This is a genomic window from Anoxybacillus sp. LAT27 (assembly GCF_022030075.1).
Taxonomy (GTDB): Bacteria; Bacillota; Bacilli; order Bacillales; family Anoxybacillaceae; genus Anoxybacillus; species Anoxybacillus kestanbolensis.
The window spans coordinates 105,140-128,287 of record NZ_JAIWYK010000445.1 but is presented as its reverse complement, the minus strand read 5'-3'; the positions used below and the strand labels follow the sequence as shown (position 1 = coordinate 128,287).

The window sequence follows — 23,148 nt, the reverse complement described above, 5'->3', positions numbered from 1 at the left end:
AGAGGTAGGTGAAAAGAGCTGTTTCGATGTTTCTTGTGCTACTTTTGTGGTCATCGTTATTATTTCCAGCTGTTAACAGCAACGCGGCAAGCAATAAACAGACAGGTGAAAAGTATGAAATATTAGAGATTGTCAGTCATGATTCATCCGGTTCACCTCTAGCTGACGATTATGTAAACAATACGAAAAACTTAAACATTACAACGATGACGATGAAACGCTTTGTCGCTTTACGTGACGAGCTTGATGGAAAATATGATGCGATTGTGATTTCTCAAGGGGATTATAACCCGGAAAAGCTTGGTAAAAGTTCTGGAAATGCTCAAGCTCATAACACAACAAATATAATGAATGATATTACTGACTTGAGAGCAGAAGAGATAAAAGAGTTTTACATTGAAAAAGGCCTTCCAATTTTTATTTATAGAAATAGTGGAAGTGACCAAGATGTTCTAAAATATTCAAACAGTAAGTTGTATAAACACTTTTCTTCATATTTAAAAAACCAAAAAGATAACGTTATTTTCTTTAGAAATAAACTGCAAAATGATTTTGCGAAATTTGGACTAAATGGTTCACTTGAAAGCTACAAAACACGCCCACGCTTTTTCTTAACATCCGCTCCTTTGAACGAGCAAGTAATGAAAAAAGGTGACACGCTTTCGTTTACGTATAATATTATTAACTATCAACATTTTAAAAATAAATTACTAACAGTCAACTTATATATCGACTCTGATTTTAACGATAAATATACAAATGAAGAAATTGTTGCATCCAAACAAGTACAAGGAGCAACAGGAACGATTTCGTACACTCTTCCAGCTGGCTATTCTGGACCACGTTATTGGAAAGTAGAAATTGTTGATGAAACAAGCGCCTTAAAAGATTATGAAAAAGGGTTTGTGAAGTTCCAAGATGTGCCAGCGGTGATCAAAGTATTACAAATACGTAAAGGGAACGATGCGAGTTCATTATTAAATACAAAAAACATGAACCCGAGCTTTTTAACTCGTGCGAACGAATACAGCATCAGTATTGACGTAACAACATTAACAGATTTTCAAAAAAGCAAAATATATGAACCAAATTATTCGCATGAAGTGATTAATGGAAAATACGATATGATTATTTTCGGTTTTGCAGATTGTTACAATGGATGTAGTAAGATCATTTCTTTAAATCCAAATGCTGTTCAATCAATTAAAAGTTTTATTGCTTCTGGTCAAAGCGTGATGTTTACACATGATGTGATGTTTGGAGCAAATAACGTATGGGTAAACGAATTTGGTCCGATTGTTGGGCAAATTCAGCCGCAGACGGATTTAGGAAACGGTGCGCCAAACCGATCAACGAGTACGAAACAAGTAAATAATGGGCTTATGACAAATTACCCATTTGAACTAGATGATAGCATTACGATCGCAACAACGCATAACCAATACTATACGCTCGATTTAGAGGATGAAAATGTAATTGCGTGGTACAACATTGATGGTTCTCCACGTGACGTATATGATAGCTGGAACCATTATTACACATATTCCAAAGGAAATGTCACTTATTCTGGAACAGGTCATACGATTGGTTTCCCAGAAGAAGAACAAAAGCTATTTGTCAATACGATGTATCGTGCGTTTTTTGGATCGAACCATGCACCGCAATTAACGGTTATCTCACCGAAAGAAAACGAAACGATTCCGAGCAATCAGCCAATTGAACTATCATATAAAGTGGAAGATTTAGATTTAGTCGATCGAACGTTTTCTACGAAAGTGTGGATAAACGATCAAGAAGTGTACGCGCAAAACGATGTGCCAAACGGCACAACGATTATTCAATCGCTTCCGCACAATATGCCAAACGGTGGAACAGCGAAAATGAAAATTGAAGCGACCGACGCACGTGGAGCGAAAGTAACGAAAGAATTTCAAGTCGTCATTGAAAAAGTTTCGGCAAACATGGAAGTGAATCGAACGATTTCAAAAACGCTCGCTCCAGTCGATGAATCGATTACGATGCAGTATACAATCACACCGAAACCATTATCGTTATTGACGAATACGCTATTAAAAGTGACAAACATTGCGTTTGAAGAAAAATTACCAGCAGGCATTGAAGTCGTTTCTTTGCCGAGTGGATTTACAAAACAAGGAACAGTAACAGAAGGATATACAATCAAAGGAACGCTACCAGACATTTCATTTGTAAAATCAGGAAAGACGTATATCGCTGAACCACAAACGTTCGCCATTCAAGTGAAGCCGACAAAAAAAGGAACGTTTTCGTTATCGCAAGCAAAACTGACGTACAAAGATATAAATGCACAACTTGTCAACTTATCCTTTAACACTTTGTCGTTTGTTTCCGATTACAAAATTACAGATGTTACGCTACCAAGCACCATTTTCGTGAACCGTGGCGTGCCGAAAAATGCGCGGTTATTGTTAAACATCTTGCCGCAAGAAGCAACGATCGCCTCAGTAGAGTGGAGTGAAAATAGCAACGGACAAATTATTTCTATCGACCGAAATGGTATCATTACCGCAGTAAAAGAAGGAACTGCACAAGTGACAGCAAAAGTAAAAGATATGTTCGGTAACGTAAAAACAACAACGATGACGGTCATCGTACGCATCCCGGTCGAATCGATCACAATCAACGATTTTACTGTTCACGTCGGTGAAACGATCTCGATTCCGATTACCGTATCACCAGCAGATGCGAAAAAAGCAGTCTCTTATTCACTAGGAAATAGTTTGTATGCCGAAATAAATGGAGCAAACGGAACGATTACGGGACTAAAAGAAGGCGTAACGACGTTAACGGTTCAAGCATTTAACAAAAATGACGAACTAATTGAAAAAACGGTTACAGTAACCGTTCAAGCGATCCCAGTAACTGCCGTTGTCGTATCGCCAACAGTTGTGAATATAAATATCGGTGAAACAACTACGCTCACCGCAACAGTTGCACCAAACGATGCAACGTATAAGACAATTACATGGCGATCATCGAATCCGAATATCGCTTCGGTTGATGAAAATGGAAAGGTTACAGGATTGAGTACCGGACAAGTGACGATTACCGCGCAAGCGCATAACGGTGTGATTGGAACAGCCATCGTTCATGTCGGATCACCGTTAACAGGTATTTCGCTTCCAGAAACGTTAGTTGTACAAAAAGGAAAAACGATCAATGTATTACCGTACATTGCACCAATTCCAGCAAATGCGACGACAAAAATTGTGAGCCGTTCATTTACGATCGAAAACAGTTATTATGCTGTTGTTGACGAAAATGGAGAGGTGACTGCGAAACGTCTCGGTGAAACGCCGTTAACGGTAAAATTGATCGATGAAAACGGAAAAACGTGGACGGCATCAACGGTCATTCGTGTCGTTGAACATGCGACAGATCCGACGAAAGGCGGAAATAAAGACGGCTGGTTGTACTAACGAAGGATGTGAACATGTATGAAAAAAGTGATGACGCTATTTGTCATCATCAGCTTGCTAAGCGGATGTTTTTCATCGAAAGAAGAAAAACAGCAACGATTTATACAAGCGATTGAGCAAGGAAACATTCAAGCGGTACGCGACTATATGAAGAAGGAAAAAAATATTAACTTCAAAATAAAAAATGAAACACCGCTTGATGTGGCGATGCGCACCGGGCAGCACGATATTGCAGCACAACTATTAAAAGCTGGAGGAAAGTCGGCTGTTATGCCGCTTCCTCCCCTACATTTCGCACTTGCTTCATCTTTAGCGCAAGGAAATGAAGAAAATATAGAAATCGTAAAACAAATAGTAAATGAACAGACGGTGCGAGAGAAAGATAAAGAAAATAATACTCCCTTGCATATTGCAGCAGGGAGCGGGAATGTTGATCTTGTACAGCTTGTTTGCCAATACAATGTGGACGTCAATGCGGTAAATAAACATGGCGAAACGCCGTTATTGCTTGCGGTGCAAGCGGGAAATGTCGATGTTGTTCGCTTTTTATATGAGCGAGGGGCAAATGTAGAGATCGCAAATGAAGCGGGGGAAACGCCGCTATATAAAGCGGTGGAACGAAACTTTATTGATGTAGCCACATATTTATTAGAAAAAGGTGCCGATGTCAATACAAAAACGAACATTAAGAAAACACCATTAATGGTTGCAGCAGAGTACGGTTATGATGAATTAGTAACACTTTTACTTCGTTACGGTGCCGATGTGCATGTAAAAGATGATACCGGCAACACCGCTCTTTCTCTCGCACAATATTGGAAACATGAAAACATTATAAAGCAACTAAAGGAAAAAGGAGCTAAGTAGCTAGCTCCTTTTCTTTATTGTACGCGTATTTCATCGACAATAACGGCAAGCTGCTTAACAAGCGGTAAACCAAGCCCGCGGTTAATAAACACATCTTTATTATGTTTCACGACAAAACGAGCATATTGTTTTTGTTCTTCTTCTGATGAGATAGGTGTTTGAAATGAAAGATTTGTTCCGGCATCGCTTGTTTCGCCGCGATACGTATTCACAATCAACCCGTTTTCATCTGTGTACGGAATAATGGAGCTGTTTCCTCGCGCAAATAGCCCACCTTCAATATTTATATATGATCCGACAGCATAAATCACGGCATTGCTGTCTGTATAGAAAAATCCTTTTAAGTTTGGCGTTGTTAAGGAAAAATTGTTTGCAAACTCGTTTACACGGGCGATTTCTAACTCTCCTTTAGTCAATAACACAACTTCTTTTCCGTTTAGTCCGCTAATTGTCGTATTGTAAATAGATGTATCTCCATCGACATAAACGGTAGAGTCGAATGCCACTTGTCCTGTAATCGTTAAATCGCCAAGCACAATGATATTTCCTTTTATTTGTAGCGGATTTTCTCCAGCGTTTTCTAATACAAAATCACCGTTTACAATAAGCCATTGCCCATCATTTAACGTTAATGAAGTAACATCGAAATATGGGACGGTACTTGTATCAAGAAAAATGGATTTTCCGCTAGCAATTGCCCCTTCTAACGCAGTTGGTAAATCGATAGAATCATTAACGACAACAGGGACAAACGACGATTTTATTTGTTCGATAAGCTCGGATAATGGCAAAGAAATAAGGCTTTGATATTGCGCTTGCTTGCTTGGGTCGAATCCATCAATGCCAGCCGCTGATAACAGTTTATCCTTTAACGTAAAATCAAAATTGACATCAATAAACTCATCTTGTTCTTTTTGAACGCTTGGTCCTTGCTGTTGAAACGACAGTGAACCTAAGGAAAAATCGTTTATGTTTTTTGTAAACTGTGTGGATATGCTATAACAGCTCTTTGCCCCATTTCCGTGGTCGCACGTATAACGGTTGCCTTCTACAAACAATATACTTTTTTCACTTGTCGTTGGAAACGTTGTCTGTACCGAATAAAGCGTTGAGTTATAAATATAGTTCGCGATGTTCGTAACGTATATATCATTTCCTGCGTATATATTGCCGTCAATATAAGAACCGCCGTTCAATGTCACGTTTTTACGCGAGCCAATCGCATATTTTAAAAAGCTCGGTGCGTTCGTAATAATGACTTCACGTGTGACCGTTTTGTTTCCGTATGGGGCAGAGATACGGAAAACACGTGTAAACAATTTATTGCGGTCAATTCCTTTTGAACTTGTTACATCTTCAATGGTAACATGATGGCGATTGATTAGCTCGCTCAAAAAGCCAGTTTGTGCATTTCCTAAATCAAGATCGAGTTGCAATGGGGTTGATAACGACAACTGTTCAACTTTTACTTTTAACTCGGCGACGGTTTCCTCTACCGCTTTTACAGCGTCATGGAGCGATGTGACATCCTCGACGCGTACTTGTGTAAAATTCGCTTGATATATGCTGACAGATAAAATCGTAAGTCCAATGATAAAAAAGACAGTGACCGTTAACATAACGAGTACGAGACTGTACCCTTTTTCGTTCACCTCTCTCCCCCCCCTTAGAAGCCGAATTGTGATTGCAACGTAAACGGTTCAATATATAACGGATCGTCCGGATTGCGATGGTCGTTATCTTGAACGGATAAGCGAATCGAAATGACGCCGCTTTTACATACGTTTTGTTGCGACCGTACACACGTATAAGTAAGCTTTGATTGGTCTGAAACAATCCGTAAATTTGAAGGTGTGACTTGTTTCCCATTTATAAGTAATGTCTCGTTTGTTTTATCTATCATGACTTGTAACGTTTGACCAGTTTGTTCTTTGTCTTCCACAAGCCCTGTATTTGTATCAATCTCTTTTTTTATTTCATTCACAAATGTTAGTGTATCATCGTTTGATTCGTCTATTTTTAATCCGTCTGGAGCAAGGGCATATAGTTCGTTAAAAATCGTTGTCATCAATATATCAGCTTCGCTTCGTAGCTGATTTTCAATGCCAATCCGTTTATACGCCTTCGTTCCCGCTGTAAATACACCGTATGCAGAAGCGGCAATAATCGATGTGATCGCTAAGCCGACAAGTAGTTCAATAAGCGTAAGTCCACGTTCATTAGCGAATACTTTCATTGGCGATCACTCCTTTTAAGACGATCAGTTCGTTATTTGAACGGACGGTGACATACAAACGAAGTAAATAGTTGCTCACGTCTTCGGCCATCTCTTTTTCTTGTTGGATCGTTTGTTTTAAACGATCAGGAAATTCACTTGGTGGGTTGTTTTTTATTTGTGACCATATCGCTTGATCGTATGGAATTAACCAAGCTTGTACATCTTCCTCATTATATGTCACATTGTTAATTGTTGGTGAAAAAATAGCTTTACATACGTTTTCGTCGGGAAATAACGATGTATTGGAACATGCTGAAGCATCGAAATGGACAAAAGGTGTTTGTTCGGTGATATGATCATCGACATATGCTTTCATCGTTTGAAAGTCAAGTCGCTCCATATAATGAATAACACCCCGAGCGATATTGACAGCAACCGTTTTTGATTGATTATACGCGGTGTATGTCATCGCATTTGTAAAAAACATAAACATGCCGCTCACAACAAAAGATAAAATAACAATCGATAATAGTACTTCAATTAACGTAAAAGCACGTTTGTCATAAAAAATATTCATTTTCTTTTGACACATTTTCCTTCCCCTTCTTTTAAAATACATAACTTTATTATACAATATGTTAGAGTTAAGTGTTGTATCATGTTGAATGGGGGGAGCGATTTGCCGTATTTATTTTTCGTGATCTTTTTTCTCATATTAATCCCCATCTATACTCGGTTGCCTTTTGGATGGACAAAAAAAGGGATTGCACTTTTATTAACGGTCGCTTGTTTATTAAGCGTTTTTGGCATGATTGCGATCGAGCAATTTCCGCTTTGGCAAGCCGCATTATTTCTTTTTCTTTTAGTTGTTACAAGCACATATTTACTTGAACAAAAGCTCGGTCACTTATTTTATGCGCGCATATATGAACATGATTTAATTGTTGAAGGCGACGAAAAAGACGAGCGAAAAGACGAACTACCGTCTGCTATAGAAGAGGTGGTCGAGCAACAAAATGAGAAGATTCGACAAGAAGAAACCGAAAACATCGATGAGGAATGGTTTCAAAGGGAATGGCCTGAAGAAATTGAACAACAAGCCTCTATTGAACCGCTCCGTGAAAATGACTTTGATCATATGATTGAGCCGATAGAAAGTGTAGATGACGTCATTGAGCCGTTACATATGGTAGACAGTGACGATACAAGTGTAAACGAAACAACCGAAGACGTGGCAGAACAACAGTGGCTTGATTTGCTCAGTGAAGAAAATATGGAGATTATACATGATCAAAATGAAATGAAGGAAGAAAAAGATAGTCAGCTACTCGACATCGAAACGATTGCTGTCGTCGAAGAAACGAGCGAGCATGTGAGCGATGAATGGTATAACATCGAGCCGATTGTAGAAAACGATGATATACATACGGAAGCGAGTGCTGATATGGTAGAAGAACAAGAAAGTATTCAAAGCGTTGAGGAAGCAGTAGAGCAAGTGAGCGAAGAAGAACAAGGAACGGCCGATGATGAATTTGTAACAGTAGAAGAAAACAATGAAGAGGTGCATATGCTCCCGAGACCGTTCATGAAAAATTTACTTGCTTCTTTATACGCGATGCGTCCATTGTTGTCGGACGAACAATATGAACAGCTTATTCATAAACATTTACATCCTCGCTTACACGAACAAGATTATTACACATTTGCGAATATTTTAATGGAGCATTATATTGCTTCAAAGCAACATGAAAAATTATATCACGTTGCGAAACAGCTGTATGAGCAATATGATGGTTACCCAATTATTCAACAACAATTAGCACATATGATACATTATGCTGAACAAAAAATGGGGTGGAAAAAATGAAAAGTAGCGCACAAGTTATCGGTCTTCCAGTCATTAGTATTCAAAACGGAGTACAACTCGGACAAGTAAAGTCTCTTGTGGTAAATCCAGAAAAAGGAACGATTGATTTTCTAATCGTTGATCAAGAAAATTGGGAAATTAGTATGAAAGCGATTCCGTTTCGACATGTGATCGGAATTGGGGAATTTGCCGTAACAGTTGAAGAAGAGCGAGCTGTCCTTGATTTAAACGTCATTCCGATTGCGAATGAGCTTGTTAATAAAAAAATTACGATTAAACAAGCGAAAGTTATGACAAGAAAAGGACAATTGCTTGGGGAAGCAACGGAATTTTATATGGACGAAGAAACAGGACACATCACAGGAATCGAAGTGCAAATTGGAAACGAGTTGCGCATCGTTCGCGCTGATCATGTCATTACGTATGGAAAAGATTTGTTGATTGTTCATGAAGATGCACAACAGACGCTCGTTTCAAACGTTGATGAGTTAGTGACATTAAAAGGGACACAAGTGGAACCTCTTATCGAACAAATCGTCCCAAAAACAGTTGATAACGAACTTGATGAACTGCGTCAAAAACAAATCGATATGTTAAAAGGAAAACGAGTATTAAAAGATATTGTTGATGTCAATGGTCAAGTGCTCATTTCAAAAGATACAATTTTAACGAAAGAACATATTATTCGCGCACAAGAAGAAGGGCCAGATGTTGTGATCGAGCTATCGATGAATGTCGAGTAAGGAGGCGTATGTCATGCGCCAAACCGTTTCGCTAAAGTTGTTTTTTACGTTGCTTTTGACCGTTTCATATTTACTGACAACTACAAAAGTGGCAACATGGGCGTACGAGTCGTTTATCAGTCATGACACATTTGCTGAAGGAACGATGATCGGTCCTGTTGATTTATCGAATCGTTCACGGGAAGAAGCGTATGAACGAATGAATGAAAAAGTGACTGAGTGGAAGCAATCCGCAACGATCAAACTCGTACTAGAGAAAAAAGAAGCCACGGTACAAACGGATTATTTTTCATTTCATATCGAGGAGAGCATGAAACAGGCGGTAAGCGGAAAGCGCACCCCTCTCCTCGTTTCTGTTGATGGACAAGCGTTGGAAGAAGCCATTTCTTCTATTGGTGCATCAAGTGATTGGATTGATGTGGAGAAGGTAAAAAATCAATTAGAACAAACAGCGGCTTCGCTTACATCTGCTCAACTATCGCTTCAGCAATACGTTCGGGAGGATATGCAACAAGAAACGGTTTTATCGCAAGCCACGATTCCATTGCATGAAGAGCTTCGTGCAATATCGCAAACAACAATGACAATCGAGCCAAAGCAAGTATTTTCTGTTTTGGACTTTTTCAAAAAACAAGGTTTAGGTATATCTAAAGAAGCGATGACGCTATTTGCATCTGCACTATATGAAGCGATAATACCGACAAATTTTGAAATTGTTGAACGGCATACGAGCGCTGTATTGCCAAACGGAGTGAAAGCAGGATTTGAAGCGGCTGTTGAACAAAATAAAAAGGACTTTATTTTTTTTAATCCAAACGATCGAGCGTACACGTTCGAATGGAAAATGGAAGGCGATCGAATGCAAGTGACTTTGATCGGTCCACCTTTTATTTATCAATACGCGCTAAAAACAGACCCGATCGAGTATTATGATCCGAAAACGATTGTGCAATATAGTGCATTGTTGAAGCCGAATGAAAAGCGAATAAAAGAAGAAGGAAAAAAAGGGATGCTTATTCGTTTGTATAAAGAAGTGTACGATCGAAACCGCACATTAGTCGAAACGGTGCTCGTTTCGGAAGATTTTTATCCGCCTGTTCATCGCGTTGAATTGCGCGGATTACAAGCGGGAGCTAATAACGGAGCGAGTGAAATGCTACCCCCAAGTGACACACCTTCAGAGCAGCCACCACAACAAGATGACATATGGGGAAATGAAAACGAGCAAATCAAAGGAAATGAGGATGAGACCTCATGAAAAAGCAAGAGCGAAAACGATTAGGTGATTTGTTAATTGAAGCAGGGCTCATTACGAAAGAACAGCTTGAAGAAACGTTAAAAGAAAAAGCCCCTGGGCAAAAATTAGGCGATGCGTTGTTGCAACGTGGCTATATTACAGAACAACAATTAATCGAAGTATTAGAGTTTCAACTCGGTATTCCACATGTCAGCTTATATCGTTATCCAATTGATCCGAAATTAATGAACCTTGTGCCGAAAGAATTTGCGAAACGAAATATGCTTATTCCTTTAAAGCAAGAAGGAGATCGTTTATTTGTTGCGATGGCAGATCCGATGGATTTTTTTGCGATCGATGATTTGCGCCTGTCGACAGGTTTTCATATCGAAGTGGCGATTGCCTCAAAGGACGATATTTTACGAGCCATTAATAAGTATTATGATATTGACGACACGGTTGAAGAGTTTTTAAACATCGCTCCTCAACAAGAGGTGCGTGAGCAAGAGAAGCTTGTTGAAGATGACTCGCCGATCGTAAAGCTTGTCAATCAAATTTTACAAATGGCAGTTGAACAGCGAGCTAGTGATATTCATATTGACCCACATGAGACGAAAGTCGTTATTCGTTATCGCATTGACGGAATTTTACGGACGGAGCGAGCGTTGCCAAAACATATGCAAGGAATGTTAACGGCGCGCATTAAAATTTTAGCGAATATGGACATTACAGAACACCGTGTTCCGCAAGATGGACGTATTAAAATGAACATCGATTTTCATCCGATTGATTTGCGCGTATCGACGTTACCGACGATTTACGGCGAAAAAATCGTTATGCGCGTGCTTGATTTAGGAGCAGCGTTAAATGATTTAAATAAGCTCGGTTTTAATAAAATAAACTTACAGCGATTTATTCAACTCATTGAACAACCAACAGGCATCGTGTTAATTACAGGACCGACTGGTTCGGGAAAATCGTCGACACTTTATGCCGCGTTAAATCGATTGAACGGCGAACATGTGAATATTATTACAATTGAAGACCCTGTCGAATATCAGCTTGAAGGGGTGAACCAAATCCAAGTTAATCCAAACGTCGGAATGACGTTTGCAGAAGGATTGCGTTCCATTTTGCGACAAGACCCAAACATTATTATGGTTGGGGAAATTCGTGACCGTGAAACAGCGGAAGTAGCGATTCGTGCGTCTTTAACAGGGCATCTTGTGTTAAGTACGTTACATACGAACGACGCATTAAGCACGGTCGCGCGTTTAATTGATATGGGCGTCGAGCCGTTTTTAGTTGCGACATCGCTTTCAGGAGTCGTTTCCCAACGTCTCGTGCGCCGCGTTTGTCGCGATTGTCAAGAAGAACACGAACCGACAAAGCGGGAAATCGATATTTTTGCACGTCGTGGTTTGAAAATTGAAAAAGTGATGCGTGGTCGCGGTTGTCCAACGTGTAATATGACTGGATATAAAGGGCGTATCGCGCTACATGAATTAATGGTTATGTCTGATGATATGCGAAAAGTGATTTTAAACGGTGAACCGCTTTCGAAATTGCGTGAAATTGCGATCAAAAATAAAATGATTTTTTTAATTGATGATGGGCTATTAAAAGTCAAACAAGGGCTGACGACAACAGAAGAAGTGTTGCGTGTAAGCATTTTATAAGGTGATGAAGATGAAACAAAAAGTAGATGCGATGTTGCGTGCTGCATTTGAATTAAAAGCATCTGATATTCATTTAACGGTCGGTATTCCTCCGATTTTTCGCGTGAACGGAGATTTGAAACGATATGGGCAAGATGTATTGTCGCCAACCGATACAGAACAAATGGCAAAAGCGATCGTTCCAGAGCATATGTGGACGCGCTTTGAAACAGACGGCGAATTAGATTTGTCATATAGTCTTTCAGGCGTGTCACGCTTTCGTGTCAACGTGTTTAAACAACGTGGTTGCATATCGCTTGCTATTCGTATCGTGCCGACAAAAATTCCATCGCTTGAAGAATTGCAACTACCAGATGTATTAAAAAAGATGGTCACAAAACCTCAAGGCCTCATTCTCGTGACAGGACCGACGGGGAGCGGAAAATCGACAACGTTAGCTGCGATGATTGATTATATGAATAAAACGATGCGCAAACATATTATTACGCTTGAAGATCCGATTGAATACGTGCATAAACACGGGGGATGTGTCATTGATCAGCGCGAAGTTGGAACAGATACAAACAATTTCGCAAACGGTTTGCGGGCGGCGCTTCGTCAAGATCCGGACGTCATTTTAGTTGGTGAAATGCGCGATTTAGAAACGATTCAAACGGCAATTACCGCCGCAGAAACAGGACATCTTGTTTTCGGGACGCTTCATACGTCAAGTGCCCCTGCGACGATTGACCGAATTATTGATGTATTTCAACCAGAACAACAGGCACAAATTCGCATTCAGTTGGCGACAGTTTTAGTTGCGATTATTTCACAACGACTATTTCCGCGCGCGCAAAAAAATGGAAGAATTGCAGCGACCGAGATTTTAATTAACAATGCAGCCGTTGCGAATTTAATTCGCAACGGGAAAATTCATCAAATTCCGAGCGTTATGCAAACGAATCGCGCGCTTGGCATGCATACACTTGAGGCAAACATTAAAGAGCTTGTTCAACAAGGACTGATTGCAAGAGAAACGGTTGAGCCGTACTTGCAGGAAGGATGATGACAAATGGCGCAATTTCGCTATGAAGCGCGTGATATGCGCGGACGAGTAAAAAAAGGGACGATTGTTGCTTCGTCACGTCGCGATGTGATGATGAAACTTCGTGAACAACGGTTGAAAGTGATCGACGTACGCGAAGTGCCACAAACGTTATTAACGAAAGAAATTACATTCGGTAACCCCGTCAAACTGCAACATTTCGTTATTTATTTACGTCAATTTGCGACGCTTTTAAAAGCGGGAGTGACGATTGTAGATGCTACGCGCATTTTAGCGGAACAAACGGAAAGTAAAGCGTTAAAAAAAGCGCTTGTTCACATTGAGGAACAATTAAGAAGCGGTCAACCGCTATCTACAGCAATGACTGATCATCCGAACATTTTTCCACCGCTCGTCATCAATATGATTCGCGCAGGGGAAGCGAGCGGAAGTATGGATGAAACGCTTGAGAGGCTTGCTGATCATTTTGAAAAAGTGCATCGAACGCGACAAAAAATTGTTTCCGCTTTGGCTTATCCTGTTGTTGTTGGCATCATTGCGGTCATCGTCGTCATCTTTTTGCTCGTTCAAGTCGTTCCGACATTCGTTTCGATGTTTGCTGATTTCGGTGCTGATTTGCCAGCGATTACGAAGTTTGTGCTACGTGCAAGTGAAGTGATGCAAACGTATTGGTGGGGCGTCATTTTACTTATGTTGATCATGTACGGCTTACTTCTATTGTTAAAAAAGCAAAAAAAGACGAAATATTATTTAGATGTGATCGTATTACGTATGCCGATTTTTGGCAGCATGATGCAAAAAGCGGTGCTTGCTCGTATGACGCGCACATTAAGTTCCCTTTTTTCAAGCGCTGTCCCGATTTTACAGGCGCTTGCGATCGTTGAAGCAGTCGTTGAAAATGAAGTCGTCGCTCGCGTCATTCGCACATCGCGTGATGCACTTGAGCGGGGGGAATCATTGACGGAACCGATGAAACGACATTGGGCGTTTCCACCGCTCGTGACGCAAATGATTGCGATCGGAGAGCAAACGGGTTCACTTGATGCGATGCTTGCAAAAGTTGCCGATTTTTACGAAGCAGAAGTTGAAGCGGCGACCGATCGACTAAAATCGTTAATTGAACCGCTCATGATCGTATTGCTCGCTAGCGTCGTCGGGACAATCGTCACATCCATTTTAGTCCCAATGTTTGATATATTTAATCATATTCAACAATAAAACTAGTACTTTTCAACTAGATAGTTTATCGTGTAAAATGATAAAAGAAAACAAAAAAATGCAAAGGAGAGGAATTATGTTAAAACGATTTATTCGTAACGAAAAAGGTTTAACGTTAATTGAATTGCTGGCAGTTATCGTTATTTTAGGAATTATCGCTGCCATCGCGATTCCGAGTATTGGGGGATTAATTGACAACTCGAAAAAAGATGCTCATGTAGCAAACGCACAACAAATGATTAACGCAGCAAAAATTGCTGTAACGGCGGATAAAGATTTAATTCCAGCTGATGGTAAATATACAGTTCTTCCACTTGCTTATTTAGAAAACGAGGGCTATTTAGAGACAGTAAAAGATCCAGACGGGGATACTGCAACATATACAAAAGGACCTAGTTCATATGATGGCAAACCAATTACCGGCCAATCTGATGATCCAAAAGCAGCATATTCCTATGTACTTATAAAAAATGAAGACACAAAATTAAAATATTATGTGAAACTAATTAATAGCTCACGTGGTGTATTTGGAACAGGTGGAGCTGCTGTAGAAGAAAAAGACTTAAAACGTGATGCAGTAAACAAAATTCAGCAGCAATCATAATGATTAAGATAGATAAACAAATTTAAATTTACAATTAGAGTGATCGCATATGTTGTTTTTTATTTCCTTCCTCCTCGGTCTTCTTCTCGGTTCTTTTTATAACGTTGTCGGGTTAAGGGTGCCGAAAGGGGAGTCGATTGTTGCGCCGCGTTCGCATTGTCCGCATTGTAAGCGAACGTTAACGGCGTTTGAATTAATTCCGGTTGTTTCGTATGTGTTACAAAAAGGGAAATGTCGCGCATGTTCGGCGCGCATTTCCTTTGTTTATCCGTTCATTGAGCTGTCCACGGCGATATTGTTTGCGCTCGCCCCGCTTTTTGTCGGTTGGTCGGCGGAAGTAGCCGTTAGTTGGACGCTCATTTCTTTATTCGTTATTATTTTCGTTTCTGATGTGCATTATATGATTATTCCAAACCGTGTTTTATTATTTTTCGCCCCGCTTCTTCTTATTGAGCGTCTATGGTTTGCGCCGCTTACTCCGTGGTGGGATAGTTTGCTTGGAAGTGCTATCGGATTTATGACGTTATTTCTTATTGCGCTCGTGAGTAAAGGTGGCATGGGCGGTGGAGATATTAAACTGTTTGCCGTGATCGGTTTGGCGCTTGGGGTCAAACTGACGATTTTAGCGTTTTTTTTATCGACGCTCATCGGGACAATATTCGGGCTTGTCGGCATGGCGATGGGGCGTGTGAAGCGTGGTGAACCGATACCGTTTGGACCGGCCATTGTCGTTGGTACACTTGTCGCTTATTTTTTTGGTGAAACGATCATCGATGCGTATGTTAAGGTTATGATGTAAGGAGAACAAACTATGCGGTTTTTTTCGATGAAAAATAAAGTAGGCAACATCGTCATAAAAGATCATGTCATTCGCTACGTAGAACTTAAACAAAAGCAACCGCTTGTTTTGCATACGTGCGAGGAATGGCCACTTCCAGAAGGAGTTGTGCGCGATGGGAAAATTGTCGATGAAGAACAGCTTACTCATATTATGGAGCAATGTGTCGATATGTGGAAAATGAAGCATCGTCGTATTCGTTTTCTCGTTCCTGATCCGCTCATTGTCATTCGTAAAATCCCATTGCCGACAGAAATCGAATATGATGATATACGTAGCTATTTATTTATGGAAATCGGGGCGACCATTCCACTTCCGTTTGACGATGCGGTATTCGATTATGCGGTGCTTGAAAAAACGAAAGAAGCGCTTCACGTTTTACTGTTTGCGGCGCCAGAAGCAAGTGTCATGCAATATGCCGAGTTGTTTGAGGCGGTGAAATTAAAACCGATTGTCGCAGATATTTCCCCGCTTAGTTTATATCGTTTGTTTTACAATTTTCATTTAGCGAATGACGTCGATCACTTTTTATTCGTTCAATTTGATTTATCATCGTTAAACGTCAGTGTCTTTCATCAGCACCGTCCAATATTCACGCGTCAGTTAGCGTTTGATTCACAATGGACATATTGGGAAAAAACGAATGAAGGATGGAAATGGTTAAAAGAAGGTGAACCAGAGCGACAGCTTGAAGACGTATATAAAGAGCTCGAGCGTGTGATGAGCTTTTATCGTTTTTCGCTGCAAAAAGGCGAGGCGCAAATTACACGCATCGTTATGACTGGCGATCATCCACTCGTTCAGACGTTCTCTCATTTGTTACAAGAGCGTCTTGATGTCACTGTTGAAACGTTAACGTTGCCACTTCCGATCGACCCTGCTTACTACTTACCAATCGGACTCGGATTAAAAGAGGGTAATGGACATGTTAGTAGAAATTAATTTACTGCCAAAACGTGAACGGAAATCTCAAATTATCCCAATGATATCGATTGTGGTAGCTGTTTTATTGATCGTTGGCGCGACAACCTTTTATTTCATCGTTCAGCGTATGGAACAGCAAATTGCGCAATTGAAAACAGAGCTCGATCAAACGAAAGCGCTTCGTATCGCTGAAGAAGAAAAACAAAAAACAGCCTCGAATGCTTCCGTCGGCGCACAGTTACAAGAAGCGATTCAATGGGCAGAACAATACCCTGTTCATACGGTCGCGTTTTTACATGAATTGATTGAGCGATTGCCAGAGCGCGGCTTTTTAATGAGCGTTTCGTACGCCCGTGATGGTGCCATTCAACTAACGGCCCAATTTGATACAACACGTGAAAGCGCCGCCTATTTACAAGCATTAAAAGAAGCATCGTTTATCGCTGACGTAAAACTAACGAGTTTAACAGCAGTAGAAGGGAAGGCGGAAGAAGAAGGAACAATGCCGCGATATATTGGACAGTTTTCGCTTCAGTTAAATATGGAGGAATGGAAGAAACAGCAACAAGGAGGGGAAACATGAGAAAAACTTTAGTCATTAGCCTCTCTCTTTTGTTGCTTACATTACTGTCACTTGTGCTTTATATGTATATATATAAGCCGCTCGATGACCGCAGAGAGCAAATTAAAACGGAACTACAAACCGAAAAAAAGTTGTTACAAACGTTGCAAGCGAAACAAACGCCAGACGAATTGCGCGTGAGCATCGTAGAATTGCAAAAGCGCGTTCCTGTTCAACCGTTTGTCGAGCAGTTTTTATTAAATATAGAAAAAGCAGAAGTTGTATCCAAGAGTGAAGTATTGTCGCTTACTTTTCAAGAAGGGGAAAACGTGGAAGGACCGCCAACACCCATTCAAAAATTGACAGTTAATCTATCTGTTCGTTCTCCTTCTTATTTTGCACTTGAACAGTTTATCGACACGTTGGAGCGGTCAAAGCGTATCGTTTCCGTTGATTCGCTATCGTTCACCGGATATGAAGAATGGACGACGGTTATGGATGAAGTACCAGCATTGTCTTATTCCTTGACTGTATCAACATTTTATGCACCAGAATTGCGCCAATGGATTGAGCAATTGCCACCACTTGATTTACCGCAACCGAGCGAAAAGCGCAATCCGTTTCCTTCACTAACGGAACAATAAAGGGGGCGGTCGAATGCAAGATGAACGGGGAATGACGTTAATCGAACTGTTAGCTGTCATCGTCATTTTAAGCATTTTAGTCATGATTGCGACTGTCTCTGTCGTTGAGATCATTAAAAAATCGCGCGATCGGGCGTTTGTTGCAACAGCGTATACGCTCTATGAAGCAGCACGGCTTCACGTTGGTGCGCAAAAAGTAGAGTTTTTAACGCCAAATGAAAGCGAGATATTGACGTATGAACAATTAGTCGCTGATGGGGTTCTCGAAGGAATTATCGATCCATACACATCGAAACGTTTGCCGCCAAATGATGATTCATACGTCATTGTGACAAAACAAAGTGACGGTACGATCACATATGCCGTTTGTTTAAAAGGGGAAACGAAGCAAATTTGTAAAGAAAACGGCGTGCCTGTCGATCAATTGTCTGTCAATGATATTCAAGACAAGTAGTGCGAAATTTGACGAAAACCTTCCGCAACGAGACGACAAATGTCTCGTTTTTTTTTTCTTTTTTTATGTTACGATGGGCGAAGAATGACAGCGGGAGGGAAAAAAATGGACAAGCCAGCGAAAAAAGCGATCGTGATTAAAGTGAACGGAAAAGAACAGCCATACACGACAGTAACAAATACGTTGCCCCAATGGTCGAGTGAAGAACATGATAAACAAAACGAAACACAGGACGAGCTTACACCATTTGAAACGGGTAAACGATATACAAAACGATCCCCTTGGCGCTCGTTTATGTTGGCGGTTGTTTTAGCAGTCGTTCTTGGGACAAGCTTCGGTTTCCTTGTGTTAACAATCATTCCGACAACTGAAAATAAATCGGCATCGACAGCGACGTTGGAACAAGAACAAAAAGAAGAAACATCGATCGCGCAACGAACGGAAACGGTTTTTGTCATTCAAGGTGGAGTGTTTCAAGATGAAAAAGCAGCGAATGTATATGTACAAAAAATAAAGGCACAACAACGTCCGAGTGTAATGATTGGAAAACAGCCTGTTTATGTATTTTTAGGCATGGCATTGACAAAAGAGGAGGCAAAGCAAATCGCAAGTTTATACGAATCGCTCGGTATTGACACATATGTGAAATCATGGAATGTATCCATCGACGAAAAAGAAAGCGAACCTTTTGTGATGGTCGTGTCCGTCATTAGTCGATTATTAAATGGACAGCAACTTCAAAATGAACAGTGGCAACAATTGCAGTCGTATTCGCCTCATAATGAACAAATGAAAAAAGCATATGAAGCACTTTTCGCTTTTCGTCAGTCCAACGACGAAAAACAATTATGGGAAGCACAACAACATATGTTGCATGTTTTACATTAAGAAGCGGGCAGCTTCTTTTTTTTGTCGAACCGTTGTATATTGTGTATAAATTTGGTACGATACAAGTGTATCTTCCTTGAAACAAACGCTCATGACAGAAAGGTGATGACGATGCAACTTGTGTTAGCTTCTAGTTCTCCTCGTCGAAAACAACTTCTCCATATGCTTGGACTTCCGTTTGACATCCTCGTCAGCGATGTCGATGAATCGTTTGATGCAAAGTTATCCCCAAGTGAAATTGTACAACAGCTCGCATATAAAAAAGCAAATGCGGTATGGCAACAAGCAAGCGATGCGTGCGTCATCGGTGCAGATACGATTGTCGTATGTGAAGGAGAAGTGCTTGGAAAGCCAGTAAGCGAACAAGACGCTTTTCGCATGTTAAAACGTTTATCTGGAACGACACATGAAGTGTGGACAGGGGTAGCGATTTGTACCGCAAACGAGTGCGTGACGTTTGCTGAAAAGACGGACGTGACGTTTTGGCCGCTTTCAGACGATGACATTTGGGCATATATTGCAACGAAAGAGCCGCTTGATAAAGCAGGGGCATATGGCATTCAACAACGTGGAGCGCTTTTTGTTCAAAAAATCGATGGCGATTATTTTTCTGTTGTTGGTTTGCCGATCGCTAAACTTGCTCGCGAATTAAAAAAATTCGGATTTTGTCCATTTCGTTAAAAAAAGGTTAAAATAGAGGGGGGAACGTATGCTTATTCGTCATGTTCCGCCCGATGAACGCCCGCGTGAACGCTTGCTTTCCGAAGGACCGCAAAGCTTATCAAATCAAGAATTGTTAGCCATTTTGCTTCGCACGGGGACGAAACAATATTCTGTTCTCACACTTGCACAACATTTACTCACCCATTTTGAAGGACTCCGCCAACTAAAAGATGCAACGATTGAAGAAATGACAAGCATTAAAGGAATCGGAAAAACAAAAGCGATTCAAATTATTGCAGCGCTTGAACTCGGTCGGCGTGTGCATCAACTTCAATATGACGATCGTTACGTCATTCGCTCGCCAGAAGACGGTGCACGATACGTCATGGAAGATATGCGTTTTTTAAGTCAAGAACATTTCGTTGTGTTATATTTAAATACGAAAAACCAAGTGATGCATAAAAAAACAGTATTTATTGGCAGTTTAAATGCATCAATTGTTCATCCACGCGAAGTGTATAAAGAGGCGATAAAACGTTCGGCAGCGTCGATTATTTGCATTCATAATCATCCGTCGGGGGACCCGACACCGAGCCGTGAAGATATTGAAGTGACGCGCAGGCTCGTGGAATGTGGTCGTCTCGTTGGCATTGAGCTGCTCGATCATTTAATTATTGGCGACAAAACATATGTAAGCTTAAAAGAAAAAGGATATGTGTAAATCGTTCTCTTTTCGTTGTAATTGCGTTATAATAAGTGTCATGAGTTTTTGAAAGCATTTTGTTTCAGAAAGGAAGATACGAATATGTTTGGCATTGGATCAAGAGATCTCGGAATAGATTTAGGTACTGCAAATACGCTTGTATACGTCAAAGGAAAAGGCATTGTTTTGCGCGAGCCTTCTGTTGTCGCGCTCCAAAAAGATACGAAGCAAATTGTGGCGGTTGGAAATGAAGCAAAGCAAATGATCGGACGTACACCAGGAAATGTTGTCGCACTCCGCCCGATGAAAGACGGAGTTATTGCCGATTATGAAACGACAGCCATTATGATGAAGTACTACATTAAGCAAGCGACAAAAAATAGCGGCCTGTTTGCTGGGAAGCCGTACGTCATGGTATGCGTACCATCAGGAATTACAGCGGTAGAGGAGCGCGCGGTCATCGATGCGACGAGACAAGCAGGGGCTCGTGATGCATATACGATCGAAGAGCCATTTGCGGCGGCGATCGGAGCAAACTTGCCTGTATGGGAGCCAACAGGAAGTATGGTCGTTGACATCGGGGGTGGCACAACGGAAGTCGCTGTCATTTCTTTAGGTGGGATTGTAACGAGCCAATCCATTCGTGTTGCTGGTGATGAAATGGATGAGGCAATTATCCAGTATATTCGCAAGACGTACAATTTAATGATCGGGGAGCGCACGGCAGAAGCAATTAAAGTTGAAATTGGTTCCGCAGGAAATCCAGAAGGAATCGGAAGCATGGAAATTCGCGGTCGCGACTTATTAACAGGGTTGCCAAAAACGATTGAAATTCATGCGGAAGAAATTGCAGAGGCTTTGCGTGATACCGTATATGCGATTGTTGATTCCGTAAAAAATACGCTAGAAAAAACGCCGCCAGAGCTTGCAGCCGATATTATGGATCGCGGCATCGTGTTAACAGGTGGAGGAGCTTTGTTACGGAACTTAGATAAAGTCATTAGCCAAGAAACGAACATGCCGGTCATTATTGCCGAAAACCCGCTCGATTGCGTTGCGATCGGTACAGGAAAAGCGCTTGATCATATTCACTTATTTAAAAATAAAGCGCGAGACCATCGCTAATACGTAAGAAGGTGTTTTTATGCCGAAGTTTTTCTTAAATAAACGGCTCATCATATTGCTTGTCAGTATCATGGTTCTCGTCGCCTTGATCGGTTTTTCATTGAAAGAGCGAAACGAATTAAGTTGGATGGAAAAGTTTGTGAAAGACACTGTTGTTTTTATGCAATCGATCGTGCATAAGCCCGCACAGTTTGTTGCGGGCTTCTTTGAAAATGTGAATGATTTGCGCCATACATACGAAGAAAACAAGCGTTTAAAAGAGCATTTAGAGCAATACGTTCTTTTGCAATCGGAAGTGGAATCGCTAAAAAAAGAAAACGAACGTTTGCGTGAACTTTTGAATAAAAAAGAAAGTTTACGTGACTTTGTTGCCATTCAAGCGACAGTCATTGGGCGCAATCCAGAGCGTTGGGAAGAGACGTTAATTGTCAATAAAGGGTCACAGCACGGTGTGGAAAAAAATATGGCGGTCATTACGCCACAAGGACTAATCGGAAAAGTGCGGAGCGTATCGCCATTTAGCGCCACGGTGCAACTGCTAAGCGCAAAAGATCGGCAAAATCGCATTTCCGCATTTATTCAAGGAGATGAAAACGTATTCGGTTTAATAGAAGGATACGATGAAGAGCGAGAGACGTTGCTGCTTAAACGCATTCCGTATGACGCGAAAATCGAGAAAGGGCAGCGTGTCTTTACATCAGGACTTGGCGGGATTTTTCCAAAAGGATTGTTTATCGGAGAAGTGGAAGAAGTCGTTGCGGATGAGTACGGGCTTACACAAATTGCCTATATCAAGCCAGCAGCGAATTTTTATGACATCGATGATGTGATTATTGTGAAACGGAAAATTGAAATGTCGCCAGAGGAGGAAGGACAATGAACCGTTTGTTTCTTCCTTTCCTTGTGACCGTGATGTTTTTATTTGAAAGCATTATTGTTCAATTGTTTTCACAGCCATTATTTGATGTTTATTTACTTGTTCCGCGTATGTTGCTCGTTTTTATCGTGTTTATTACGATTTTTATTGGACAAACAGAAGGAATGATGTACGGATTCATCTTCGGGCTATTATACGATGTAGCATATACGGAACTATTAGGTGCTTATGCCTTTGCCTTTTCGCTCATCGCCTATTTAATCGCAAAAGCGATGAACATTTTTCATAAAAATGCATGGACGGCTTCTTTTTTTGCCATTGTGGCGATTGCATGTGTCGAATGGTACGCATACGCCATCCAACTTGTTATTGGTGGAACGACCATGTCTGTTCAAACGTTTTTACAAGCACGTTTTTTGCCAACGTTGTTTATTCATACAGTAATCATTTTGGTCGCCGCCTATCCGCTAAAGCAAACGTTGTTAAAGTGGCATGAGAAACAGGACGAATCGTCGCCAGTGTGAAGGAATACAA

General features: G+C 40.8%; 23 protein-coding genes. 20 read left to right on the top strand and 3 right to left on the bottom strand.

All coding sequences use genetic code 11. The features are described from left to right. The first annotated feature begins 8 nt into the window (after window positions 1–8). Together LD028_RS16280 and LD028_RS16275 are read left to right on the top strand one after the other, a co-directional pair. Complete coding sequence (locus LD028_RS16280) at window positions 9–3,458, top strand: Ig-like domain-containing protein (protein ID WP_237812378.1); 3,450 nt, start codon at window positions 9–11, stop codon at window positions 3,456–3,458. Window positions 3,459–3,476: 18 nt separating this feature from the next. After that, window positions 3,477–4,325, top strand: a complete 849-nt coding sequence (locus tag LD028_RS16275; protein WP_237812377.1) for an ankyrin repeat domain-containing protein — start codon at window positions 3,477–3,479, stop codon at window positions 4,323–4,325. 14 nt (window positions 4,326–4,339) lie between these two features. Here the strand turns inward: LD028_RS16275 and LD028_RS16270 are convergent, their stop codons facing one another. The 3 genes from LD028_RS16270 to LD028_RS16260 are packed head-to-tail and all read right to left on the bottom strand — an operon-like array spanning window position 4,340 to window position 7,135. Next, window positions 4,340–5,977, bottom strand: a complete 1,638-nt coding sequence (locus tag LD028_RS16270; RefSeq protein WP_237812376.1) for a hypothetical protein — start codon at window positions 5,975–5,977, stop codon at window positions 4,340–4,342. Window positions 5,978–5,991: 14 nt separating this feature from the next. Continuing rightward, the gene (locus tag LD028_RS16265; RefSeq protein WP_006320404.1) at window positions 5,992–6,561 is read right to left on the bottom strand and encodes a PulJ/GspJ family protein; all 570 of its coding nucleotides are present in this window, start codon (window positions 6,559–6,561) and stop codon (window positions 5,992–5,994) included. After that, window positions 6,545–7,135: a prepilin-type N-terminal cleavage/methylation domain-containing protein gene (locus tag LD028_RS16260; RefSeq protein ID WP_237812375.1), complete on the bottom strand. Its 591-nt coding sequence runs from the start codon at window positions 7,133–7,135 to the stop codon at window positions 6,545–6,547. The genes LD028_RS16265 and LD028_RS16260 overlap by 17 nt, the downstream gene beginning before the upstream one ends. Window positions 7,136–7,222: 87 nt before the next feature. On the opposite strand from LD028_RS16260, the gene LD028_RS16255 reads away from it, so the two are divergent. The 18 genes from LD028_RS16255 to mreD all read left to right on the top strand — a co-directional run bounded on the left by LD028_RS16255 (window position 7,223) and on the right by mreD (window position 23,138). Then, window positions 7,223–8,410, top strand: a complete 1,188-nt coding sequence (locus tag LD028_RS16255; protein ID WP_237812374.1) for a hypothetical protein — start codon at window positions 7,223–7,225, stop codon at window positions 8,408–8,410. Next, the gene (locus LD028_RS16250) at window positions 8,407–9,153 is read left to right on the top strand and encodes a PRC-barrel domain-containing protein (RefSeq protein WP_237812373.1); all 747 of its coding nucleotides are present in this window, start codon (window positions 8,407–8,409) and stop codon (window positions 9,151–9,153) included. Before LD028_RS16255 ends, LD028_RS16250 begins: the two co-directional genes overlap by 4 nt. 13 nt (window positions 9,154–9,166) lie before the next feature. Next, window positions 9,167–10,411: a VanW family protein gene (locus LD028_RS16245; protein WP_237812372.1), complete on the top strand. Its 1,245-nt coding sequence runs from the start codon at window positions 9,167–9,169 to the stop codon at window positions 10,409–10,411. Then, window positions 10,408–12,069 carry a GspE/PulE family protein gene (locus tag LD028_RS16240; RefSeq protein WP_237812371.1) on the top strand — a complete coding sequence of 554 codons (1,662 nt, stop codon included), beginning with the start codon at window positions 10,408–10,410 and terminating at the stop codon, window positions 12,067–12,069. Before LD028_RS16245 ends, LD028_RS16240 begins: the two co-directional genes overlap by 4 nt. A gap of 10 nt (window positions 12,070–12,079) precedes the next feature. Next, on the top strand, window positions 12,080–13,114 hold the full coding sequence (locus tag LD028_RS16235) for a type IV pilus twitching motility protein PilT (RefSeq protein WP_237812370.1): 1,035 nt from the start codon (window positions 12,080–12,082) through the stop codon (window positions 13,112–13,114). A 6-nt stretch (window positions 13,115–13,120) separates the two neighbouring features. Then, window positions 13,121–14,332 carry a type II secretion system F family protein gene (locus tag LD028_RS16230; RefSeq protein WP_237812369.1) on the top strand — a complete coding sequence of 404 codons (1,212 nt, stop codon included), beginning with the start codon at window positions 13,121–13,123 and terminating at the stop codon, window positions 14,330–14,332. A gap of 76 nt (window positions 14,333–14,408) precedes the next feature. Continuing rightward, entirely contained in the window at window positions 14,409–14,936 is a 528-nt protein-coding gene (locus LD028_RS16225) for a prepilin-type N-terminal cleavage/methylation domain-containing protein (protein WP_237812579.1), read from the top strand. Window positions 14,937–14,985: 49 nt separating this feature from the next. Further along, window positions 14,986–15,735 carry a prepilin peptidase gene (locus LD028_RS16220; protein WP_237812368.1) on the top strand — a complete coding sequence of 250 codons (750 nt, stop codon included), beginning with the start codon at window positions 14,986–14,988 and terminating at the stop codon, window positions 15,733–15,735. A 12-nt stretch (window positions 15,736–15,747) separates the two neighbouring features. Beyond that, on the top strand, window positions 15,748–16,716 hold the full coding sequence (pilM, locus tag LD028_RS16215; RefSeq protein WP_237812367.1) for a type IV pilus biogenesis protein PilM: 969 nt from the start codon (window positions 15,748–15,750) through the stop codon (window positions 16,714–16,716). Beyond that, complete coding sequence (locus LD028_RS16210) at window positions 16,700–17,281, top strand: PilN domain-containing protein (RefSeq protein WP_237812366.1); 582 nt, start codon at window positions 16,700–16,702, stop codon at window positions 17,279–17,281. The genes pilM and LD028_RS16210 overlap by 17 nt, the downstream gene beginning before the upstream one ends. Next, window positions 17,278–17,904, top strand: a complete 627-nt coding sequence (gene pilO, locus LD028_RS16205) for a type 4a pilus biogenesis protein PilO (RefSeq protein WP_237812365.1) — start codon at window positions 17,278–17,280, stop codon at window positions 17,902–17,904. Before LD028_RS16210 ends, pilO begins: the two co-directional genes overlap by 4 nt. Window positions 17,905–17,917: 13 nt before the next feature. Continuing rightward, a complete protein-coding gene (locus LD028_RS16200) occupies window positions 17,918–18,358 on the top strand; it encodes a type II secretion system protein (RefSeq protein ID WP_129000642.1) in 441 nt (146 codons plus the stop codon). 105 nt (window positions 18,359–18,463) lie between these two features. Continuing rightward, entirely contained in the window at window positions 18,464–19,246 is a 783-nt protein-coding gene (locus LD028_RS16195) for an SPOR domain-containing protein (RefSeq protein WP_237812364.1), read from the top strand. A 111-nt stretch (window positions 19,247–19,357) separates the two neighbouring features. Further along, window positions 19,358–19,927, top strand: coding sequence for a Maf family protein (locus tag LD028_RS16190; protein WP_006320430.1), 570 nt, complete (start codon window positions 19,358–19,360; stop codon window positions 19,925–19,927). A gap of 28 nt (window positions 19,928–19,955) precedes the next feature. Beyond that, window positions 19,956–20,630, top strand: coding sequence for a RadC family protein (gene radC, locus LD028_RS16185; protein ID WP_006320431.1), 675 nt, complete (start codon window positions 19,956–19,958; stop codon window positions 20,628–20,630). Window positions 20,631–20,714: 84 nt separating this feature from the next. Beyond that, window positions 20,715–21,737 (top strand): rod shape-determining protein, encoded by a 1,023-nt coding sequence (locus LD028_RS16180; RefSeq protein ID WP_006320433.1) that lies wholly within the window; start codon window positions 20,715–20,717, stop codon window positions 21,735–21,737. A 19-nt stretch (window positions 21,738–21,756) separates the two neighbouring features. Further along, window positions 21,757–22,617, top strand: coding sequence for a rod shape-determining protein MreC (mreC, locus tag LD028_RS16175; RefSeq protein ID WP_237812363.1), 861 nt, complete (start codon window positions 21,757–21,759; stop codon window positions 22,615–22,617). Continuing rightward, window positions 22,614–23,138 (top strand): rod shape-determining protein MreD, encoded by a 525-nt coding sequence (gene mreD / locus LD028_RS16170; protein WP_237812362.1) that lies wholly within the window; start codon window positions 22,614–22,616, stop codon window positions 23,136–23,138. The genes mreC and mreD overlap by 4 nt, the downstream gene beginning before the upstream one ends. Window positions 23,139–23,148: the final 10 nt, after the last annotated feature.